The sequence below is a fragment of the Streptomyces spirodelae genome (assembly GCF_017676385.1).
In the GTDB taxonomy this organism is placed as follows: domain Bacteria; phylum Actinomycetota; class Actinomycetes; order Streptomycetales; family Streptomycetaceae; genus Streptomyces; species Streptomyces spirodelae.
This window is the reverse complement of record NZ_JAFFZN010000002.1, coordinates 140,419-162,182: the sequence shown is the minus strand read 5'-3', so window position 1 is coordinate 162,182 and position 21,764 is coordinate 140,419. Positions and strand designations below refer to the sequence as shown.

The following is a 21,764-nucleotide window of genomic DNA, read 5'->3' as shown; positions in this document are numbered from 1 at the left end:
CCGCCCTGCACAAGAGCCCGTCCCGCCCGCCGTCCCGGTGCTGTACGACCCGCCGTTGCGCGCGAATACCCGCCATGGGGGCCGAAGCCTCTTACTGTGAGCGCGACCGGTCTGACCGATATGACCGGATTCCAACCTTCTTCCGATAGGAGGAGATCTATGCGCAACTTCTCTCCCGCCAAGGGCCTCGTCGCCACGGCCGCCTGCGCCATGATGCTGGTGCCCGCCGGAGCGGCCCAGGCCGGCGGCGGTGCCCCCGCGCCCGCTCCGGCCTCGTCGACAGCCGGCGAGGTGACGGCCGGCAACACCTCTCCCGAGGCGGAGACGGCGAGCCCGATGACGCGTGCGGCGCACGTGTGCAAGGACGCGTACCAGATCGGCTCGACGGGCTACATCAAGCGCAAGGGCTACACCATCGGCTCGGTCAAGCAGTTCTACTCGCCCCGCTGCCACCGCAACTACGGCTACCTGTACGTGTGGAAGGGCTTCCGCAAGCACCACCGGCACTACACCACGACCGTCGGTGTCTACGACTTCAACGTCAAGAAGCTGCTGGGGCTCCGCATCTTCCGCAACACCTCGGCTTCCTCGTTCTGGTCCTACCCCACCAACACCGTCCGCCACTGCACCGCAGCGCGCGGCTCCATCACGGTGCCCGGGGAGCAGAAGCACTACGCCTACTCCTCCAAGCGCTGCTGAGCGGTGGTGCACCCGCTGAGCTGACAGCATCCGACACCGTCCGGCGTGTGCCTCCGCCGGGCGGCGTCGAAGACGAGGGCGACCTGGCCGCGCTCCGGAAGGCCGCGGCCGGGTCCTCGCGCGAAGTGGCCACGAGGGGGCCACGAGGGGGCCCGCGACGGGAACACGCACGCCGGGCTCTCACGCACGCCGGCCTCCCCGCACGACACCCGGGTGCACGAGACCGGCCACGCGCCGGGAAGCGGCCGGGAGCCGGGAAGCGGCCGGGAAGGGGTACCGGGCCCGGTACGGGCGGCTATGAGGCATCATTCCCGCCATGGGGATAGTCGCCGGACTGGACAGTTCAGCCGAGTACACAAGCATCGTCGTCTGCGACGCGGAGACGGGCGCGGTCGTCAGGCACGGCCACGCCGAGCATCCAGGTGAGCGCGACGACCCGCAGTCGTGGCTGCTCTCGCTCGGTACGGCGGCAGGCGCAGGGCAGCTCGCCGAGGTGCAGGCGATCGGTGTTTCCGCGCAGCAGCAGGGCCTCGTCGCACTGGACGGCGGAGGGAACCCGGTCGGGCCCGCACTGCTGGGCAACGATCAGCGGATGCAGACGGCGGCGGCCGATCTGGTGGACGCGTTCGGCGGGCGCGCCGCGTGGGCGCAGGCCGTGGGCACCGTGCCGCAGGCCGCGCACCCGGTCTCCAAGCTGCACTGGCTGGCCCGCGAGCAGCCGGAGGCCGCGCGGCAGGTGACCGAGATCCTGCAGCCGCACGACTGGCTGGTCTGGCAGCTGCTGGGCCGTCCCGCGCGGCGGGTGACCGACCGCGGGGACGCCTCGGGCACCGGGTACTGGTCGGCGGCGACCGAGTCCTACCGTCCCGACCTGGTCGAGCTGGCGCTCGGCCACCAGGTGGGGCTCCCTGACGTGGTCGGCCCCTCCCAGCCCGCCGGGCACACCCCCGAGGGGCTGCTGATCTCCGCCGGTACGGGCCAGACGATGGCGGCCGCCTTCGGCCTGGGGCTCGGCCTCGGCGACGTGGTGATCTCGCTCGGCGCCACGGGCTCGGTGTGCGCCGTGCACCACGAGGCGCTCGTCGACCCCTCCGGCACCATCACCTCCTACGCCGACGCCACCGGGATGCACCTGCCGGTGGTGCGCACCCTCAACGCGACCCGTGTGCTGCGCGGTGCCGCGGGGATGCTCGGCACCGATCTGGAGGGCCTCTCCGAGCTCGCGCTGACCTCGACTCCCGGCTCCTCCGGACTGGTGCTGCTGCCGTATCTGGAGGGCGAGCAGACGCCGCAGCTCCCGCACACGGCGGGCTCGCTGCACGGGCTGCGGCGCGAGAGCATGAAGCCCGAGTTCCTGGCGCGGGCCGCCGTCGAGGGGATGCTGTGCGGGCTGGCGGACGCGCTGGATGTACTGCGCGGCCGTGGCGTGTCCGTACGGCGGGTCTTCCTGCTGGGCCAGGCCGCCGGGCTGGCTGCCGTGCGGGACGCGGCCCCGGCGCTGCTGGACGCGCAGATCGTGGTGCCCGAGCCCGCCGACTACGCCGCGATCGGTGCCGCGCGTCAGGCGGCGTGGGCGCTGTCCGGTTCCGGCCTCCCGCCCCAGTGGCCCACCGCGGCCTGCCAGGTCTTCGAGGCCGGGGAGCAGCGGGCCGTCGGACAGGCGGTGCGCCAGCAGTACGCGACCGTGCGCGAGGAGATGTATCCGGGAGCCCTGCCCGAGCCGTATCCGGGCACACCGGAGCCGTACCAGGGGGCGGTGGCCGGGTAGCCCGCGCCCTCTGCCAGGACTTGGCCGGGGAAGGGCCGGAAACAAGCAAAACGGGGGGCGGGAGCGAGCCGCACACTTGTACGCTCTTTCCCTTCCGTCGCCATGCCCTCGTCCGTCCGCCGCCATGCCCGCATCCGCTTCCGCCGCTCCGCCCGCGGCACCCGAGCCCGCTTCCCCCGCATCTTCCGCCGCACACCCAGCTGTCACTGACCGACCGAGGAACTCTGTGTGCTGATCCGCCTCCTACGCGCCCGGCTGCGCCAGTACCAGCGGCCGATCGCGCTTCTCGTCCTGCTGCAACTCATACAGACGAGCGCAACGCTCTATCTGCCCACCCTGAACGCGGACATCATCGACAACGGTGTCGTCCGCGGTGACACCGGCTACATACTGCGCCACGGCGGCCTGATGCTGGCCGTCTCGGTGGTGCAGGTGGTCTGCAACATCGGTGCCGTCTACCTGGGTGCGCGCACCGCGGCGGCGCTCGGCCGGGACATCCGCGCGGGCGTCTTCGACCGTGTGCAGTCCTTCTCGGCGCGCGAGGTCGGCCAGTTCGGTGCGCCTTCCCTGATCACCCGCACCACCAACGATGTGCTCCAGGTGCAGACGGTGACACTGATGGCGTTCACCCTGATGGTGACCGCGCCGATCATGTGCTTCGGTGGCATCTTCATGGCGCTCGGCCAGGATGTGCCGCTCTCCGCCGTGCTGCTGGGTGTGGTGCCGGTGCTCGGTGTCACCGTCGGACTGATCGTGCGGCGGATGCGGCCGCTGTTCCGCTCCATGCAGCAGCGGCTGGACGGCGTCAACCGCATCCTGCGCGAGCAGATCACCGGGGTCCGCGTCATCCGCGCCTTCGTCAAGGACGACTACGAGCGCCGCCGGTTCCACGAGGCCAACAGCGACCTGACCCAGGTGCAGCTGCGCACCGGGCAGTTGATGGCGCTGATGTTCCCCGTGGTGATGACGGTGGTGAACGTCTCCAGCGTGATCGTGGTCTGGTTCGGTGCGCACCGCATCAGCAGCGGCGGCATGGAGATCGGCGCGCTGACCGCGTTCCTCGCCTACCTGATGCAGATCGTGATGTCGGTGATGATGGCCACCTTCATGTTCATGATGGTGCCCCGCGCCGAGGTGTGCGCCGAGCGCATACAGGAGGTCCTGGGGACCGACACCAGTGTCGTGCCGCCCACAGCTCCGGTCACCGCGCTGCGGCGGCACGGCCATCTGGAGCTGCGCGGCGCCGGATTCGGCTACCCGGGAGCCGAGGCCCCCGTGCTGCGGGATATCGACCTGGTGGCACGCCCCGGCGAGACCACCGCCGTGATCGGTTCGACGGGCAGCGGCAAGTCGACGCTGCTGGGGCTGGTGCCCCGGCTGTTCGACGCCACCGAGGGACGGGTCCTGGTGGACGGCGAGGACGTGCGCACCCTCGACCCGCAGCTGCTGGCCGGCACTGTCGGCCTGGTGCCGCAGCGCCCGTATCTCTTCTCCGGGACGGTCGCCTCCAATCTGCGCTACGGCCGCCCCGACGCCAGTGACGAGGAGCTGTGGGAGGCCCTGGAGGTCGCCCAGGCCAAGGAGTTCGTCGAGCGGATGGAGGGCGGTCTCGAGGCGCCGATCGCCCAGGGCGGCAGCAACGTCTCCGGCGGACAGCGGCAGCGGCTGGCCATCGCACGGGTGCTGGTGCACCGGCCGGAGATCTATCTGTTCGACGACTCGTTCTCCGCGCTCGACTACGCGACCGACGCGGCGCTGCGGGCGGCGCTCGCCCGCAGGACAGCGGACGCGACGGTGGTGATCGTCGCCCAGCGCGTGGCGACCATCCGGGACGCCGACCGCATTCTCGTCCTGGACGAAGGGCGCGCCGTGGGCGTGGGCCGCCACCACGAACTGATGGAGGGCAACGAGACCTACCGGGAGATCGTGCTCTCGCAACTGACCGAAAGCGAGGCCGCATGAGTGGGCCGGGGGGAATGGCCGCGGGGCCGCCGCGGCGGTCCATGGACTTCACGGGGTCGGGCAAGCGGCTGCTGAGACAGTTCCGGCCGGAGCGCGGACGGCTGCTGCTGATGCTGGCGGTGCTCGTGGTCAGCGTCGGGCTGAGCGTCGTCGGTCCCAAGGTCCTCGGGCACGCGACGGACCTGGTCTTCGCCGGCTTCATCGGCGAGAAGCTGCCGGACGGGGTGACCAGGGAACAGGCGCTGGAGGGCCTGCGGCAGCGCGGTGACGGCGGGGTGGCCGACATGCTCTCCGGGATGGACTTCACCCCGGGCCAGGGCATCGACTTCGGTGCCGTCGGCAGGGTGCTGCTGGTGGTGGTCGTCGTCTACGCGGCGGCCGGGCTGCTGATGCTGTGGGCGGGGCGGATCTCCACCCGCGTCATCACCAGGACCGTCTTCCGGCTGCGGGAGCGGGTGGAGCACAAGCTGGGCCGGCTGCCGCTGTCCTACCTGGACGGGCAGTCGCGCGGCGAAGTGCTCTCGCGGGTCACCAACGACATCGACAACCTCGGCCAGACGCTCCAGCAGACGATGGGGCAGCTGATCAGCTCGCTGCTGACCATCGTGGGCGTACTGGCCGTGATGTTCTGGATCTCGCCGCTGCTGGCGCTGGTCGCCCTGGTGACGGTGCCGCTGTCGGCGCTGGTCGCCACCCGGGTGGGCAAGCGCGCACAGCCGCAGTTCGTCGCACAGTGGAAGTCGACCGGCGCACTGAACGCGCACATAGAGGAGATGTACACCGGGCACGCTCTGGTGAAGGTCTTCGGCCGCCAGCAGGAGTCGGCCCAGGTCTTCGCCGAGCAGAACGAGAAGCTGTACAAGGCCGGTTTCCGTGCGCAGTTCATCAGCGGGATCATGCAGCCGGCGATGATGTTCGTCGGCAACCTCAACTACGTACTGGTGGCAGTCGTCGGCGGACTGCGGGTGGCGTCCGGTGCGCTGTCCATCGGCGATGTGCAGGCGTTCGTGCAGTACTCGCGGCAGTTCAGCCAGCCGCTCACCCAGGTCGCCTCGATGGCCAACCTCGTCCAGTCCGGAGTGGCCTCGGCCGAGCGGGTCTTCGAGATCCTCGACGCCGAGGAGCAGTCCCCCGACCCCGACGAGGCACACGCCGAGCGGCCGTCCGAGCTGCGCGGCCGGGTGGAGCTGAAGAACGTCTCCTTCCGCTACACCGAGGACAAGCCGCTGATCGAGAACCTGTCACTGGCGGTCGAACCCGGCCAGACCGTGGCCATCGTCGGTCCCACCGGGGCGGGCAAGACCACCCTGGTCAATCTGCTGCTGCGGTTCTACGAGGTGCGCGACGGCCGCATCCTGCTGGACGGCATTGACATCGCGGCCATGTCCCGCGAGGGGTTGCGCTCGGGCATCGGCATGGTGCTCCAGGACACCTGGCTGTTCGGCGGCACCATCGCGGAGAACATCGCGTACGGGGCACAGGGGACGACCCGCGAGCAGGTGGAGGAGGCCGCGCGGGCCGCGCACGCCGACCGGTTCATCCGCACCCTCCCGGACGGCTACGACACGGTGCTGGACGCGGAGGGCGACAGCGTCAGCGCTGGCGAGAAACAGCTCATCACCATCGCGCGCGCCTTCCTCTCGGACCCGGTGATCCTGGTCCTGGACGAGGCCACCAGCTCCGTGGACACCCGCACCGAGGTGCTGATCCAGCGTGCGATGGAGCGGCTGGCCTCCGAGCGCACCAGCTTTGTGATCGCCCACCGCCTCTCCACCATCCGGGACGCGGACGTGATCCTGGTGATGGAGAACGGCTCCATCGTCGAACAGGGCACCCATGAAAGCCTGCTGGCCGCCCAGGGCGCCTACGCACGGCTGTACCGGTCGCAGTTCGCGGCGGCGGTGGCGGAGGTGGAGTGACACCTCCGCCACCGCCCCGTGGCCTGCCCCGGGGCTTGCGAGGAGTCAGCCGCCGAGCTTGCCGGCTGCGGCCTGGATGTCCTTGGCGAACGTGCTGACCTCGGTGTACACCCCGGGCTTGCCCGGCCTGGCGCAGCCGTCGCCCCAGCTGACGATGCCGACCTGGACGAACTCACCGGCGTCGTCCTTGCGGAACATCGGCCCGCCCGAGTCGCCCTGGCAGGTGTCCACGCCGCCGGTGTCCATCTTTCCCGCGCACAGTTCCTCGTCCGCGACGAGGTTGGAGTAGGCAGTCTTGCAGGTGGCGTCGTCCACGAAGGGGACCTGCGCCTTGAGCAGATACCGCTGCTGCCGGCCGCCCTCCTGGTCGGCGCCCCATCCGGCGATGGTGAACTCGCCCTTGTTGTAGGAGGCGTCCTCGGCGATGGGCAGCGTCGGCTGGTCGATGGGCTTGTTCAGCTTGATGAGAGCCCAGTCCTTGCCCGTGCCGTCGTAGCCGGGTGCCTGGACGACCTCGGTGGACTTGGCGGTCTTGGCGGCCGGGTCCTCCAGGTCGACGACGCCGCCGGTGGCGGTGATGCTGGTGTCGGGGCCACTGCCGTCGACGCAGTGGGCCGCGGTCAGCACGATGTCCTTGGTCAGCAGCGAACCGCCGCAGCCCATGGACAGCCGCACCATGAAGGGGAACTCACCCTGCCCGGCCTTGGTGCCGCCGACGACGGTCGCGCCCGGGTCGCGGTGGCCACCGGGTCCGTCGTCCGGTATCGCGGAGGCGACCGAGGGGCTGAGGCTGAAGGCGGCGAGCGCGACGGCGCCGACGGCGGTGACTCTCTTGAGGTGCTTCCTGGTGTCCTGCGCGGACACTGTCCCGGAGTGCTTCAACGGGCTTCCTCTCGTGGGGGGTTGCTCGCGCACCCGCACCCGCCCGTGGCAGCACGACGACAGCACGGCAGCACGCACATGCGTGCGATGTGGGCGAGCATGCCCATGCCAAACTGCGCCGACAGCGGTCCGCTGGGCAGCACGCTCCGCCGGACGTCCCGTCACGAGGGGCCGGTCCGCGAGGTACTGCCGCGATTATGGAGAGGACTCGAACAAACTGACAAGGGCGCCTCGAACAGGCGATCAGTCGAGATAGCCCCGCAGTTGGTCGGCGAAGGCGTGGTCCCGCAGCTTGGTGAGGGTCTTGGACTCGATCTGTCGGATGCGCTCCCGTGTGACGCCGAAGAGCCGGCCGATCTCCTCCAGAGTGCGCGGCCTGCCGTCGATCAGCCCGTACCGCAGCTGCACCACCTTGCGCTCCCGCTCGCCCAGCGTGGAGAGCACCGCCTCCAGGTGCTCGCGCAGCAACAGGAAGGCGGCCGATTCCACCGGCGAGGGCGCGTCCCCGTCCTCGATCAGGTCGCCGAGGTTGACGTCGTCCTCCTCGCCCACCGGGGCGTGCAGCGACACCGGCTCCTGCGCCAGCCGCAGCACCTCGCTCACCCGCTCCTCGGACAGCTCGAGCTGGGCTGCGACCTCCTCGGCCGTGGGCTCGTAGCCCCGCTCCTGGAGCATCCGACGCTGCACCCGCACCACTCGGTTGATCAGCTCGACGACATGCACCGGCACCCGGATCGTCCGCGCCTGGTCGGCCAGCGCCCGGGACATCGCCTGGCGGATCCACCAGGTCGCGTACGTCGAGAACTTGTAGCCGCGCGCGTAGTCGAACTTCTCCACCGCGCGGATCAGCCCCAGGTTGCCCTCCTGGACGAGGTCCAGCATGGTCAGACCGCGCCCCACGTAGCGCTTGGCGACAGAGACCACCAGCCGCAGGTTCGCCTCTATGAGCCGCCGCTTGGCGAGCCTGCCGCGCACCACGAGCCGGTCGAGATCGAGCGCAAGCTGCCCGTCCAGGCTGGGCGAGTTCGCCAGCTTCTCCTCGGCGAACAGCCCGGCCTCCACGCTGCGGGCCAGCTCCACCTCCTCGGCGGCGGTCAGCAGCGGGATACGGCCGATCTCGCGCAGATACTGCCGGAAGAGGTCGGCCGAGGGGCCGCTGGTGGGCAGCTCCCGCTGCGGAACGGCCGGTTCCGCCTCCACCGCCACCTCGACCCCGGGCGCCCCGCCCTGTTCGGGGACGGCGGTCGGCTCGGGGACAGCGGTCGGCTCGGGCACGGGGACGGGAACGGGCGCGGGCCCGGGCGGCTCGAAGGCGGTCGGCTCGTGCGCGGGCGACTGCCCCGGGTGCGCGGGGGGCGCTGAGGGCGCAGGGGGCGTGGCCACTGCGGCGGTCGGGGCGGCGAGAGGCGCCGCTTTCAGGGTCCGGGTCTGCACGGGGGCGACCTCCAGTGTGATCGCTGCCGGTTCGGGGGCGGCGTGCGAGGCGGGGACGGCTGCGGCCGGGCCGCGCTCCATCCCGTACGAAACGTGCGGATCCGCGGGGGACTGCGGCCCTTCCCGGCCGGCACCGCCCCGCTCCGAGGACTCAGGCACCGCTCACCAGTGTGGGGTACGACACATGTCCGCCACGAGAGGCGTGCGGGCAGTTTTTCCGCCAAACGTCACCCTCAGCGCACGGGTCACTACGCGCCTTTGAGGTGTCGGGGGCCGCTGTGCCCCTTGGGGCGGCGGAACTCGAGCCTCCCTCGCGACCGCGGGGCACCCAGTCGGCCGTCAGAGCGCCGCAGCGCCCCGCTCGCGCAGCGCGATGCCGTACTGCTGGAGCGTCCAGATCTGCTGGCGCACACCCGCCGACTGCTCGTACTCCCCGCGGGCCTCCAGGCGCCGCGCCGCACCCTCCAGCTCGGCGATGCGGGCATTGACGGCGGCACGGCGTACGGCGACCAACTGCTCACCCGCGTACGCCTCATCGACCTCGCGGTTGCGGGCGCTGCGCAGCGGCTCGACAGCCAGCTCGGTGATCAGGGAGCGCACCGTGTCGTCCGGCGCCGCGTCCCTGACCCGGCCCAGATAGCCGCTGTCGCCGATCCCTGCCTCGGCGCCGCCGGCCGCCTCCAGCGCCTGCCGCACCACGGCATAGGGCGCCGCGGTGAACTCGTCGGCACCGTAGGCGTCGAAGGCGGGCGAGACCAGCTCGGGGCGCTGGAGTGCCAGCTTCAGCAGCTCACGCTCGACGCGGTGCGCGGGGCTGCGCAGATTCAGCGCCGGGCCGCGCGGCACGAACGGGGCCTGTACGGCGGGGGTTTGCGGCGTACGGGAGGCGCGGGCCGCCGCGCCCGGGGGCGCCTGGCCGCGCTCGCGCGCCCACTTGGCGAGCTGGGCGACACGGTGGACGACGAACTCCTCGTCCACGATGCCCAGCAGCCCGGCCAGCCGCACCGCGTAGCCTCGCCTGATGGAGGGGTCCTTGATCTGGGTGACGACCGGCGCCGCTTCCTCCAGCGCGGCCGAACGGCCCTCCGCCGTATCCACGTTGTGCCGGTCCACGATCGAGCGGATGGCGAAGTCGAAGAGGGGGGTGCGGCTCTCCACCACCTTGGCCACGGCCTCGTCGCCCTGTGCCAGCCGCAGGTCGCACGGGTCCATGCCGCCCGGCGTCAGCGCGATCCACGTCCGCGCCGCGAACTTCTGGTCGTCCTCGAAGGCGCGCAGTGCGGCCTTCTGGCCCGCCGCGTCACCGTCGAAGGTGAAGACGACCTCCGACTGGGAGTTGTCCATCAGCACCCGGCGGAGGATCTTCACATGCTCCCCGCCGAAAGCGGTGCCGCAGGTGGCGATGGCCGTGGTGACCCCGGCCAGATGGCAGGCCATCACATCGGTGTAGCCCTCCACGACGACGGCGCGGTTGGCCTTGGCGATCTCGCGCTTGGCCAGATCGATGCCGTAGAGCACCTGGGACTTGCGGTAGATGGGGGTCTCGGGCGTGTTGAGGTACTTCGGCCCCTGGTCGTCCTCGCGCAGCTTGCGCGCGCCGAAGCCGACGACGTCCCCGGTGATGTCCCGGATCGGCCACATCAGCCGACCACGGAAGCGGTCGATGGGCCGCCCGTTGCGGGCCTCCTGAGCGAGCCCGGAGAGGGTCATCTCCTTGTCGGTGAAGCCCTGCCCGCGCAGATAGCGCACCAGGTGGTCCCAGCCCGCCGGGGCGTAGCCGATGCCGAAATGCCGGGCCGCCTCCTGGTCGAAACCGCGGTCGGCGAGGAAGCGCCGGCCGATCTCCGCCTCGGGCCCTTCCAGCTGCTCGGCGTAGAACCGTGCCGCGATCTTGTGGGCCTCCACCAGGCGGGTGCGCTCGCCCTGCTGAGAGGCGCGGCCGTAGCCGCCCTCCTCGTAGCGCAGCGTGATGCCGGCGCGGGCCGCCAGCCGCTCGACGGCCTCGGAGAAGGACAGGTGGTCGACCTTCATCACGAAGTCGAGCGTGTCCCCGCCCTCCTGGCAGCCGAAGCAGTGGTAGAGCCCCTTGCTGGGGCTCACATGGAAGGAAGGGGACTTCTCATCGTGAAACGGACAGAGTCCCTTGAGGTTGCCGCCGCCCGCGTTGCGGAGCTGGAGGTACTCGGACACCACGGAGTCGATCGGGACCGCGTCCCTGACCGCCTTCACGTCCTCGTCGTTGATCCTCCCAGCCACGCCACGAGTCTACGGGCCGTCGCTGACATGGTTGCCCCCTCCCGGGAGGGGGCTCCCCCGTCTTCCGGTGCGGGGGTGCCCCTGTCCGTTGTCTGCGGGCTGCGGGTGTGGTGTGGCTGTGGGAGCACCTCCCGGCCGAAGGCTGGGGGAGCGCGGTTCCCCGCGCCCCTCCGGGGGTGCGTCTGCTACGGCCGGGGGAGGTTGCGGAGGTTGGAGCGGGCCATTTGGAGCATGCGGCCGACGCCGCCGTCCAGGACGGTGCGGCCCGCCGAGAGGGCGAAGCCGCTCACCTGTTCGCGGGTGATCTTCGGGGGGAGGGAGAGCGCGTGCGGGTCGGTCACGATGTCGATCAGTGCGGGGCCGTCGTGGTCGAGGATGTCGCGGAGGGCGCCGCGCAGCTGTTTGGGCTTCTCGACGCGGACAGCGTGCGCCCCCGCCGCCCGGGCGAGCGCCGCGAAGTCCGGATTGCGGTTGTGCGTACCGTAGGCCGGCATGCCGTCGACCATCATCTCCAGCTCGACCATCCCGAGCGAGGAGTTGTTGAACAGGACGACCTTGACCGGCAGGTCGTACTGGACGAGCGTGAGGAACTCCCCCATCAGCATGGCGAAGCCGCCGTCGCCCGACATGGAGACGACCTGGCGGCCGCGGTCGAGGAACTGGGCACCGATGGCCTGCGGCACGGCGTTGGCCATCGAGCCGTGGCTGAACGAGCCGATCACACGCCGCCGCCCGTTCGGGGTGATGTAGCGCGCCGCCCACACGTTGCACATGCCGGTGTCGACGGTGAAGACGGCGTCGTCGGCCGCCTCCTCGTCCAGTACGGACGCCACGTACTCGGGGTGGATGGGGATGTGCTTGTCGACGTTGCGGGTGTACGCCTTGACCACGCCCTCCAGGGCCTCGGCGTGCTTCTTGAGCATCCGGTGCAGGAACCCGCGGTCGGCCTTGGCCCGCACCCTGGGGGTGAGACAGCGCAGCGTCTCACGGACGTCGCCCCAGACGGCGAGGTCGAGACTGGTACGGCGGCCGAGGTGCTCGGAGCGGACATCCACCTGGACGATCTTGCAGTTCTTGGGCAGGAACGCGTTGTAGGGGAAGTCGGTGCCCAGCAGGATCAGCAGGTCGCACTCGTGGGTGGCCTCGTAGGCGGCGCCGTAACCGAGCAGTCCGCTCATGCCGACGTCGTAGGGGTTGTCGTACTGGATCCACTCCTTGCCGCGCAGCGCGTGCCCGACCGGGGCCTTGAGCCGCTCGGCGAACTCCATGACCTCCTCGTGCGCGCCCGCTGTGCCCGCGCCGCAGAACAAGGTGATCTTCTCCGCGTCGTCGATCATGCGTACCAGCGCGTCGATCTCCGCGTCCCCGGGGCGCACGGTGGGGCGCGAGGTGACCAGCGCGTGCTCCACCGGGCTCTCGGGCGCCGGCTCGGAGGCCAGGTCGCCGGGGAGCGCGACGACGCTCACGCCCTGCCGGCCGACGGCGTGCTGGATGGCCGTCTGCAGCACCCGGGGCATCTGCTGCACGCTGGAGATCAGCTCGCTGTAGTGGCTGCACTCGACGAAGAGCCGCTCGGGATGTGTCTCCTGGAAGAAGCTGGTGCCGATCTCGCTGCTGGGGATGTGCGAGGCCAGCGCGAGGACCGGCGCCATCGAGCGGTGCGCGTCGAAGAGCCCGTTGATCAGGTGGAGGTTGCCGGGGCCGCAGGAGCCGGCGCAGGCGGCGAGCTTCCCGGTGAGCTGCGCCTCGGCGCCCGCGGCGAAGGCGGCTGCCTCCTCGTGGCGTACCTGGACCCAGTCGATGGCCGGGGTGCGCCGGACCGCGTCGACGATCGGGTTGAGGCTGTCTCCCACCACGCCGTAGAGACGCTCCACTCCGCAGCGCACCAGGGTCTCGACGAACTGCTCGGCCACCGTCTGCTTCGCCATCGCTCACTCGTCCTTAGCTCGCCGCATGCGAAAGGCGGCGGTACGGGGCATCGGTCCTAGCCGGAACATATTCCCCGTCCGCCGCCCTGGCATCACGCGAATCCGCCGCCACGGCGGTCAGCGGCTACGAGGGACCGGCAGCGCCTCCGGCCGCACCCGTGGCACCGGCCGCTCCCGTGCCGTTCGCGGCGCCCAGCGTCTCCAGGGGGACACCCGGGTCGGCCAGCGCGTGCGGGTCCACCCGGACGCCGGAGCGGATCAGGTCCTGGATGGGCCCGGTCACATCCCAGACATTGGCGTTCAGCCCGGCCAGCACCTGGTTGTCGCGCAGCCAGAAGGCGATGAACTCGCGCTTGCCCACATCGCCCCGGCACACCACCTGGTCGTAGGAGCCGGGTGGGGCGTAGCCGGAGTACTCCATGCCCAGGTCGTACTGGTCGGAGAAGAAGTACGGCACCCGGTCGAAGGACACGTCCTTGTCCAGCATGGCGCGGGCGGCCGCCGGGCCGCCGTTGAGGGCGTTCGCCCAGTGCTCGACCCGCAGCCGCTCGCCGAGCAGCGGGTGCGCGACGGCGGCGGCGTCACCGGTGGCGTAGATGTCCGGGTCGCTGGTGCGCAGCGAGGCATCCACCGCGATGCCGCCGCCAGGGCCGGTGGCCAGCTCCAGACCGGCCGCCTCGGCCAGCGCGGTGCGCGGGGCGGCGCCGATGGCGGCCAGCACGTCGTGCGCGGGGTGCTCGTCACCGTCGTCGGTGCGGACACTCTGCACCATGCCGTCGGTGCCGGTGATCTCGGTCAGCCGGGCACCGAAGTGGAAGCGGACGCCGTGCTCGCGGTGCAGGTCGGCGAAGAGGGAGCCCAGCTCGGGGCCGAGCACGGTGTGCAGCGGCGTGGGCTCGGGCTCGATGACGGTGACCTCGGCCCCGTACGTCCGCGCGGCCGCGGCCACCTCAAGACCGATCCAGCCGGCACCGGCGATCACCAGATGGCCGTTCTCCTGGCCCAGCGCGCTCAGCACCCCGCGCAGCCGGTCGGCGTGCGCCAGTCTGCGCAGGTGGTGCACGCCGGCCAGGTCGGTGCCTGGGATGTCCAGCCGGCGCGGCTCGGCGCCGGTGGCCAGCAGCAGCTTGTCGTAGTGGACGCGGGTGCCGTCGCCCAGCCGGACCGACTTGCCGGCGCGGTCCAGCTGCACGGCCGGCTGCCCCAGATGGAGTTCGATGTCGGCGCCCGCGTACCAGGCCGGCTCGTGCACGAAGACGCTGTCACGTTCGTCCGAACCGGTGAGATAGCCCTTGGAGAGCGGGGGGCGCTCGTAGGGATGGTCGCGCTCGTCGCCGATCAGGATCACGCGGCCGGTGAACCCCTCCGCGCGCAGGGTCTCGGCGGCTTTCGCCCCCGCCAGCCCCCCGCCGACGATGACGAACGTACGGTGTGCGTCGACCACTTGAAGCCTCCTCCTAGAAGACGCTGCCCCCTGCGGGCCGTGCTGTCCCCCGTCGTCCACACGTGAGCGTCCCGCATCGGGGCAGGCGCGGGAAGAGGCAGGGGGCATGGATGGGACGTATGAGCACCACGACAAGTTCCGGGGCGCGGTGTGGACCGGAGGCACCCCCCAGTGGGGCGGAAGGCCCTCGCGCCGTCCTCGCGGTCCATCAGCGGCGCCCTCGTGCCGTCAGCGTCCCGTGCAGGGACCGGGCCGCCGCGTCGGTGAGCGTGGAGATCTGGTCGACGACCACCCGCAGCCGGGCCCGCTCGGGTTCCGGCGCGCCGGCCGCCTCCGCGTACAGCTCCGCGTACTGCGGGTCCAGGCCCTCGGGGGCACGCTCCAGCAGCGCCTCGGCCAGCTCCCCCACGACGATCCGCTGCTCGCTGCGGAGCCGCTCCAGATCCGGCCGCTGCATCACATAGCGGTCGGCCACCGCCTTGAGCACCGCGCACTCCAGCCGGGACGTCTCCGGGACGATCAGCTGGGCCGCGTACCTGGTCAGCGGGCCCGAACCGTAGGCAGCGCGGGTCGCGGCCTCGGCGGCAAGACAGAACCGGCCGATGAGCTGGCTGGTGGCGTCCTTCAGCCGGGCCTGGTCGGGCGCCGTTCCCTCGTAGCCGTGCGGCCACCACTCCTGTGCCGACAGCCGGTCGAGCGCGGCCGCGAGCTCACCGTCCGAGGCACCGGGCGCGTAGCGCTCGGCGGCGACGGCGAAAACCTCGCTCCGCTCGGGCCCGGACAGCAGCATGCGCGGGTCCAGATGCCCGGCCCTGATGCCGTCCTCCAAATCGTGCACCGAGTAGGCCACATCGTCCGACCAGTCCATGACCTGTGCCTCGAAGCAGGTGCGGTCCGCAGGCGCGCCCTTGCGCAGCCATTCGAAGACGGGCAGGTCCTCCGCGTAGACGCCGAACTTCGGCGAGCCCGGATCGGCGGGGTGCTCACCGCGCCGCCACGGGTACTTGGTGGCGGCGTCCAGCGCGGCGCGCGTCAGATTGAGACCGACGTGCACCTGTCCGTCCGGCTCCTCGGAGAACCGTTTGGGCTCCAGCCGGGTCAGCAGCCGCAGCGACTGCGCGTTCCCCTCGAAGCCGCCCGCCGGTGCGGCGATCTCGGCCAGCACGGCCTCGCCGTTGTGGCCGAACGGCGGGTGCCCCAGGTCGTGGGCGAGGCACGCCGTCTCGACCAGGTCGGGGTCACAGCCGAGCGCGGCACCCAGTTCCCGGCCCACCTGGGCGCACTCCAGCGAGTGCGTCAGCCGGGTCCGGGGCGTGGCGTCCCACGCCGGGCTGACGCTGCCGGGCGCGACCATCTGGGTCTTGCCGGCCAGTCGGCGCAGCGCGGCCGAGTGCAGGACCCGGGCCCGGTCGCGCTGGAAGGCGGTACGTCCCGGACGCTTGTCCGGCTCCGGCACCCAGCGTTCGAGGTCGGCAGGCGTGTAGCGGGGCGCCGGCGGGCCGCCGCCCTCCACCGGGAGCGTGCCGCCGTGCGCGGAGGTGTCCTGGGCGGACGTACCGCCGTGGGCGGGTGTGCCGTGGGTGGCGTGCATACGCCGACGGTAACCGCAAGGCCGCGCCTCAGGGCTGCTGGGAGGGCCGCGTCTCCTCCTCCACCCACCGCAGATAGTCCGCGCTGCCGCGCACCACCGGGGTGGCGATGATCTCCGGCACGTCGTACGGGTGGGCCTCGCGCAGGTACGCCTCGAGCGCGTCGTAGCGGGCGGCGCTCGTCTTGAACAGCAGCTGCCACTCGGGGTCGTCCTGTACGGCGCCCTCCCACCGGTACAGGGAGGTGACAGGGCCGTTGAGCTGCGCACACGCGGCCAGCCGCCGCGCGATCGCCTCCGCGGCCAGCGTCTTGGCCTCCTCCTGGGAGCTGGTCGTCGTCAACACGGTGAGGATCTCGGCCATCGCACCAGGGTAAGGGGGGCGCCGGAGGTCGGGAGAGAGGGCCGAAACGTTCAAGACCTGCGGGGCACGACGCCATAGCGTGCGGGTATGACACCTCGTTTCGACCTCATCGGCATCGTCACCTCCGACATGAGCGCCTCGCTCGCCTTCTACCGGCGGCTCGGACTCGGCATCCCCGCTGACGCCGACGCCCTGCCGCATGTGGAGTTCACCGGGCCGGGCGGCGTACGGATCGCCTGGGACACCGAGGAGACCGTCCGCTCGTTCGACCCCGACTGGACGGCGCCGCCACGAGGTGCGGGCCGGATCGGGCTGGCCTTCCTGTGCGACTCGCCCGCCGAGGTCGACAAGATGCACGGCGAGCTGACCGACGCCGGGTACGAGAGCCACCATGCGCCGTGGAACGCCGAGTGGGGCCAGCGCTATGCGACTGTGCTCGACCCGGACGGGAACGGGGTCGACCTGTTCGCCCCGCTGGGTTAGGGCCTGCCCCCGTCGGGGGGGCCGGCCTGTCACCGTAGGGCCGGCTCCCTCAGCGGCGGACCAGCTCGCTCATCGGTACGCCCGCCAGCGCACGCGTCTCGCGGGCCAGGTGGGCCTGGTCGGCGTATCCGGCCCGCAGCGCGGTCTCGGCGAGGGGTGTGCCCGACGCGGCAAGCTCCAGCGCCCGCTGCATCCGCAGCACCCGGGCCAGCGTCTTGGCGCCGTACCCGAAGGCGTCCCGGCAGCGGCGGTGGAGCTGACGTTCGCTCAGCCCCACCCGGCGGGCGACCTCGGCGACCCCGGTACCGTCCCGCAGCGCCGCCACGACGGCGTCCACCCGGTCCGCGTCGCGCGGGTCGGTGGCCGCGCGCCGCTCGGCGGCCAGCCGTCGGCCCGCGACGTCCTCCAGCGCCGCGAGCGGGTCACGGGCCTGCGCGATCCGCTCACGCAGCTCGCGCACCTGCCGGCCGGGCCACAGATCGGCGAGCGGTGCCCGCTGGTCGCGCAGCTCCCAGGCGGGGACGCCGAAGACGCGTGGGCCCGCCCCCGGCGGCAGCCGGAGGCCGAAGACCGTCAGGCCCCGGCGTTCGGTGGTCGGATACGCGCGGGTGTCGGGACCGGCGACGACGAGTTCGCCGTTCCACAGCAGCAGGTCCATGCAGCCGTCCGGCAGCACCCGCCCCGTCGTCCCCGGGGGCACGGGGGCGCGGGTCCACGCCACGGCGCCGCGCAACCGCGACGCCCGTTCCTCGTACATGTCCTCAGGATGCACCCGGCCACTGACAGCGGGGGCCGACGGGAGCCGGAGGTTCCCCGGGAGCCGGAGGTTCCCCGGAGGGCTCAGCGCCGAGGGGCGAGCCCCGCCAGGTACGCCGTCGGGCTGACCCCGCGCAGCCGTTTGAAGGCGGTGCTCAGCGCGAAGCCGTCCGCGTAGCCGACCCGGCGGGCGACGGCCCCGACCGTCGCGTCCGGTTCGCGCAGCAGCCGTGCCGCAAGGTCGATGCGCCAGTGCGCAAGGTAGGTCATGGGCGGTTCGCCGACCAGTTCGGTGAAGCGGCGGGCGAGGCCGGCCCGGGACACGCCCGCCTTGGCGGCGAGCGCCGCTACCGTCCAGGCGTGTCCTGGCTGCTCGTGCAGCAGCCGCAGCGCCACTCCGACCACGGGGTCGCTCTGCGCGCGGTACCAGGCGGGAGCCCGCGCCTCGGGGCGCGCGAACCAGGCGCGCAGCGCGGAGACCAGCAGCAGGTCCAGCAGCCGGTCGAGCACCATCTGCTGGCCCGGGGTGTCCTTGACGACCTGGGCGGCCACCAGCTCGATCAGCTCCGCCTCCCATTCGTCCTTCCGCAGCACCAGTACGTGCGGCAGCGCGTCCAGCAGCCGTGCGCTGAGGTCCCCGTGCAGCTGGTAGTTGCCGCTCAGCAGCGCGACGGGATCGTCCAGGCTGCGGCCCCAGGTGCGCACCCCCAGGGCGAGCTCCTCGCACATGTCCACCCCGTCCGGGGTGGTGCAGCAGTCACCCGGCTGGATCAGCAGTCCCGGTTCGGTCGCCGGGCCGTCGGCGAGGACGTACGGCGCCGGCCCGCGCAGCACCACCACATCGCCCGGCGCGATCCGGACCGGCTCAGGCGCCTCGGAGTGCCGCACCCAGCCTTCGCCGCGCAGCATGGACGCCACGGACAGCGGGGTCCCGTCCTGGATCCGGACGCCCCACGGCGGCGCCAGCACCGCCCGGTGGAAGAGCCCGCCACGCGCCCGCGCCCCGCTCAGCACGTCGGTGAGCGCCTCGGTGAGTCCGTCGATCTGCTGCGCCTGTCGCGCGCTGTCCGTGTTTCCCGGGTTTTCCGTCATGAGCGCCGTCACAACAGCAGCTTAGACGCGCGGACATGGAACCGAGCCGCTGAGCGATGTCCGATCGCGGCCGGACGGCGTTGGCTTGGGCCATGACACAGCACACGACGCAGCATGCAACGCAGCACACGACAGTGAAGGCAGCAGAGCGGCAGAGTGCGACGGCTCCGGTCCTCGTCCTCTGCGGCACCGGCAAGAACGGCAGCAGGGTTGTGCACCGGCTGCGCGAGCGCGGCCACCCGGTGCGGGTGGGCTCCCGCTCCGGCAGGCCGCCGTTCGACTGGGAGTCCCCCGACACCTGGGACCCGGCGCTGGAGGGAGTGGGCGCCGTCTTCCTCGTCTGCCAGCCCGATGTGGGTGCCCCGGGGACCGCACGGACGGTGCGCGCTTTCGCGGAGCGCGCCGTGAAGGCCGGGGTGCGGCGCCTGGTGCTGCTCTCGGCACGCGGCGAGGACCTGGCACTGGCAACCGAAGAGGCGGTCAGGGAAGCGGGCACGGAGTGGACGATCCTGCGCGCCGGCTGGTTCTTCCAGAACTTCACCGAGGGCGTCTTCCGGCCGTACGTCATGGCAGGCGAACTCCCCTTCCCGGCGGGTGACGTGCGAGAGCCGTTCGTCGACGCCGACGACATCGCCGAGGTGGCCGTGGAGGCGCTGACCGGCGATGGACACCACGGGCGCGTCCACGACCTGACAGGGCCGCGGCTGCTCAGCTTCGGTGAGGCCGTGGCCGAGCTGGCGGCGGCCGGCGGGCCGACGGCGCGCTATGTGCCGCTCCCGCCCGGGGAGTACGCCGAGTGGCTGGCCGGGCAAGGCTTCGAACCGGAACTGGTGGCCTTTTTGAGCGAACTGTTCGCGCAGCTCATGGACGGACGCAACGCGGTGGTCTCGGACGGCGTGCGCGAGGTGCTGGGCCGGCAGGGCCGGGACTTCGCCGACTTCGCCCGGGAGGCCGCGGCCGAGGGCGTCTGGCGGGGCTGACCGCAGGACCGGCCCGGCCGGCACGACACGAGGGCCGGGTGCACGACACCGGGCCCGGACGACGGAGCCCGCGGAGGGAATCCGCGGAGGGAATCCACGGGCGTACCGCGGGTCGCCCAGTTGCATCGTGTGGCATGCGGGGCACGATGGACGCATGGATGATGTGACCGCCCTGGCCGCCGAGCACCTGGCGCTGGCAAGGAAAGACCCGCACGGCCGCAGCGCGTACCTCTTCCTGCACGACGGACCGCTGCGGCAGTCCGTCATCGCGCTGACGGAGGGTGCGTCCCTGGAGGAGCACAACACGCCTCCCGCGTCGAGCGTCCACGTCCTCCAGGGCTCCATCCGGCTCACCGAAGGCACCGCCGATCAGGATGTCGGTGCGGGGCAGATCCAGCGGGTCCCGCATCTGCGGCACGGTGTGCTCGCGCTGGAGGACTCCGTGTTCATCCTGACGGCCGTCACGGGCACGGACTGACCCGGCCACCGGTCGGCGGCCGACAGCTGGGCCGGTCCCGCTGGGCCGGTCGGCCGGTCAGGCGTTCCCCCGGGCGGCGCTCCACTCCGCGATGCGGTGCAGTACCGAACGCAGCGCCAGCTCGTAGCCGAAGATGCCGTGCCCGGAGACCATCCCCTGACACACGGGAGCGGTCACCGAGGTGTGCCGGAAGGGCTCACGGGCGTGCACGTTGGAGATGTGCACCTCCACGCACGGAATGCCGAGCCCGGCGACGGCCTCCAGGGCGTCCCGCAGCGCGTAGCTGTAGTGCGCGTAGGCGCCGGGGTTGAAGACGATGCCGTCGTCGCCGCCGCGGGTGGCGTGGATCAGGTCGATGAGCGCTCCCTCGCTGTTGCTCTGGGCACAGCGGACCTCGGCGCCCAGCTCCAGGCCGAGCGCCGTGGTGCGCTCCTCGACGTCCCGCAGGGTGGTGCTGCCGTAGGTGGCCCGGTCGCGCTCGCCGAGCAGGTTGAGGTTGGGACCGTGCAGCAGCAGCACCCGCGGCCGTGTGGAGCCAGGTGCAGCGGAGGGAGGGTTCGCGTTCATGGGTGCAGCCTAGAGCCCCCTGGGGGCCGCTTCCCGGTCGCGGTGCTTCCGGCCTCGACCGTCCGGAGGCGTGCCGCTAGCCTCCTCGGACGAGGGGGCCGTCAAGGCGAGGAGCAGGGCGAGCGATGGGCTGGACAGCGCGGAACATCCCGGATCAGAGCGGCCGTACGGCGGTCGTGACCGGCGCGAACAGCGGGCTCGGTCTCGTCACGGCCCGGGAGCTGGCACGCCGCGGCGCCCGCGTCGTACTGGCCTGCCGGGACGAGGAGCGCGGCAGGCGCGCGCGGGACGCGCTCGTCGAGGAGCTGCCGGAAGCGGGGCCGCGCACCGAGCTGCGCAGGCTCGACCTGGGCGATCTGGCGTCGGTGCGGGCCTTCGCCAAAGAGCTGCCGGACGACCGGGTGGACCTGCTGATCAACAACGCGGGTGTGATGGCGCTGCCGTACGGCAGGACGGCCGACGGTTTCGAGCGCCAGTTCGGCGTCAACCATCTGGGGCACTTCGCCCTCACCGGGCTGCTGCTGGACCGGTTGCTGGCCGCCCGCGCCCCACGCGTCGTCACCGTCTCCAGCTTCGCCCATCTGCTGGCCAACGTCGACATCGCGGACCTCAACAGTGAGCACTCCTACCGGCGCTGGGTCGCCTATGCCCGTTCCAAGACCGCCAATCTGCTCTTCACCCACGAGTTGGCCCACCTCCTGGCCGACACCCCGCTGATCGCGGCGGCCGCGCACCCGGGCTACGCCGCGACCAACCTCCAGACAGCGGGGGCGCGGCTGGAGGGCCGCAGAGCCGTGGAGCGCGTGATGGCGCTGGGCAACCGGCTCGTCGCCCAGTCCGCGGACGCGGGCGCGTTGCCGATCCTCTACGCCGCGACGGCGCCCAGGGTGGCACCGGACTCCTTCACGGGGCCGCGTGTGCTGGGCTGGCGGGGCGCCCCGGTGCCGGCCTGGCGGGCGCCCTGGACGCTCAGCGATGTGGCCGCCGAACGGCTGTGGGCGGCCTCCGAGCAGCTGACCGGGGTCACCTACGCGGTGCCCTCCTAGGCATGCTTCTGCTCCGCTGCTGCGTTGACGTCTGCTGCGTGGATTTCTGTTGCGTTGACGTCCGCGTCAACCCATAGCGTGCCGAGCACCGTACGAGAGCACGGCGGACCAACGCGGC

Annotated in this window: 18 protein-coding genes; 8 read left to right on the top strand and 10 right to left on the bottom strand. The window is 71.9% G+C overall.

The window, feature by feature from the left end; translation table 11 throughout:
• Nucleotides 1-159: 159 nt before the first annotated feature.
• The 4 genes from JW592_RS02990 (at nt 160) to JW592_RS02975 (ending at nt 6,348) form a co-directional block, all read left to right on the top strand.
• Nucleotides 160-699: a hypothetical protein gene (locus JW592_RS02990; protein ID WP_209263267.1), complete on the top strand. Its 540-nt coding sequence runs from the start codon at nt 160-162 to the stop codon at nt 697-699.
• A gap of 316 nt (nt 700-1,015) precedes the next feature.
• Nucleotides 1,016-2,467: an FGGY family carbohydrate kinase gene (locus tag JW592_RS02985; protein WP_209263266.1), complete on the top strand. Its 1,452-nt coding sequence runs from the start codon at nt 1,016-1,018 to the stop codon at nt 2,465-2,467.
• A 228-nt stretch (nt 2,468-2,695) separates the two neighbouring features.
• Nucleotides 2,696-4,429: an ABC transporter ATP-binding protein gene (locus tag JW592_RS02980; RefSeq protein WP_209263265.1), complete on the top strand. Its 1,734-nt coding sequence runs from the start codon at nt 2,696-2,698 to the stop codon at nt 4,427-4,429.
• Nucleotides 4,426-6,348, top strand: coding sequence for an ABC transporter ATP-binding protein (locus tag JW592_RS02975; RefSeq protein ID WP_209263264.1), 1,923 nt, complete (start codon nt 4,426-4,428; stop codon nt 6,346-6,348). The genes JW592_RS02980 and JW592_RS02975 overlap by 4 nt, the downstream gene beginning before the upstream one ends.
• 45 nt (nt 6,349-6,393) lie before the next feature.
• On the opposite strand, the gene JW592_RS02970 is transcribed toward JW592_RS02975, so the two are convergent.
• The 7 genes from JW592_RS02970 to cutA all read right to left on the bottom strand — a co-directional run bounded on the left by JW592_RS02970 (nt 6,394) and on the right by cutA (nt 16,244).
• Nucleotides 6,394-7,230: a S1 family peptidase gene (locus JW592_RS02970; protein ID WP_229375088.1), complete on the bottom strand. Its 837-nt coding sequence runs from the start codon at nt 7,228-7,230 to the stop codon at nt 6,394-6,396.
• A gap of 243 nt (nt 7,231-7,473) precedes the next feature.
• Entirely contained in the window at nt 7,474-8,823 is a 1,350-nt protein-coding gene (locus JW592_RS02965; protein ID WP_209263263.1) for an RNA polymerase sigma factor, read from the bottom strand.
• 180 nt (nt 8,824-9,003) lie between these two features.
• Complete coding sequence (gene dnaG / locus JW592_RS02960; RefSeq protein WP_209263262.1) at nt 9,004-10,920, bottom strand: DNA primase; 1,917 nt, start codon at nt 10,918-10,920, stop codon at nt 9,004-9,006.
• Between the two features lie 185 nt (nt 10,921-11,105).
• Nucleotides 11,106-12,848 (bottom strand): pyruvate dehydrogenase, encoded by a 1,743-nt coding sequence (locus tag JW592_RS02955; protein WP_209263261.1) that lies wholly within the window; start codon nt 12,846-12,848, stop codon nt 11,106-11,108.
• Between the two features lie 124 nt (nt 12,849-12,972).
• Nucleotides 12,973-14,292, bottom strand: coding sequence for an NAD(P)/FAD-dependent oxidoreductase (locus tag JW592_RS02950; protein WP_209263260.1), 1,320 nt, complete (start codon nt 14,290-14,292; stop codon nt 12,973-12,975).
• A gap of 208 nt (nt 14,293-14,500) precedes the next feature.
• On the bottom strand, nt 14,501-15,883 hold the full coding sequence (locus JW592_RS02945; protein ID WP_209263259.1) for a deoxyguanosinetriphosphate triphosphohydrolase: 1,383 nt from the start codon (nt 15,881-15,883) through the stop codon (nt 14,501-14,503).
• Nucleotides 15,884-15,911: 28 nt separating this feature from the next.
• Nucleotides 15,912-16,244, bottom strand: a complete 333-nt coding sequence (gene cutA / locus JW592_RS02940; RefSeq protein WP_209263258.1) for a divalent-cation tolerance protein CutA — start codon at nt 16,242-16,244, stop codon at nt 15,912-15,914.
• 87 nt (nt 16,245-16,331) lie between these two features.
• Here cutA and JW592_RS02935 point away from each other — a divergent pair, with 87 nt between their 5' ends.
• Nucleotides 16,332-16,727 carry a VOC family protein gene (locus JW592_RS02935; protein WP_209263257.1) on the top strand — a complete coding sequence of 132 codons (396 nt, stop codon included), beginning with the start codon at nt 16,332-16,334 and terminating at the stop codon, nt 16,725-16,727.
• Between the two features lie 49 nt (nt 16,728-16,776).
• Here JW592_RS02935 and JW592_RS02930 read toward each other — a convergent pair whose 3' ends face one another.
• Entirely contained in the window at nt 16,777-17,484 is a 708-nt protein-coding gene (locus JW592_RS02930) for a helix-turn-helix transcriptional regulator (RefSeq protein WP_209263256.1), read from the bottom strand.
• A gap of 83 nt (nt 17,485-17,567) precedes the next feature.
• On the bottom strand, nt 17,568-18,587 hold the full coding sequence (locus JW592_RS02925) for an AraC family transcriptional regulator (protein ID WP_307805266.1): 1,020 nt from the start codon (nt 18,585-18,587) through the stop codon (nt 17,568-17,570).
• Between the two features lie 80 nt (nt 18,588-18,667).
• On the opposite strand from JW592_RS02925, the gene JW592_RS02920 reads away from it, so the two are divergent.
• Nucleotides 18,668-19,555, top strand: coding sequence for an NAD(P)H-binding protein (locus JW592_RS02920; RefSeq protein ID WP_209263255.1), 888 nt, complete (start codon nt 18,668-18,670; stop codon nt 19,553-19,555).
• Nucleotides 19,556-19,709: 154 nt separating this feature from the next.
• Nucleotides 19,710-20,033: a cupin domain-containing protein gene (locus JW592_RS02915; protein WP_209263254.1), complete on the top strand. Its 324-nt coding sequence runs from the start codon at nt 19,710-19,712 to the stop codon at nt 20,031-20,033.
• Nucleotides 20,034-20,090: 57 nt separating this feature from the next.
• On the opposite strand, the gene aroQ is transcribed toward JW592_RS02915, so the two are convergent.
• The gene (aroQ, locus tag JW592_RS02910) at nt 20,091-20,600 is read right to left on the bottom strand and encodes a type II 3-dehydroquinate dehydratase (protein ID WP_209263253.1); all 510 of its coding nucleotides are present in this window, start codon (nt 20,598-20,600) and stop codon (nt 20,091-20,093) included.
• A gap of 125 nt (nt 20,601-20,725) precedes the next feature.
• On the opposite strand from aroQ, the gene JW592_RS02905 reads away from it, so the two are divergent.
• A complete protein-coding gene (locus tag JW592_RS02905; protein ID WP_209263252.1) occupies nt 20,726-21,646 on the top strand; it encodes an oxidoreductase in 921 nt (306 codons plus the stop codon).
• Nucleotides 21,647-21,764: the final 118 nt, after the last annotated feature.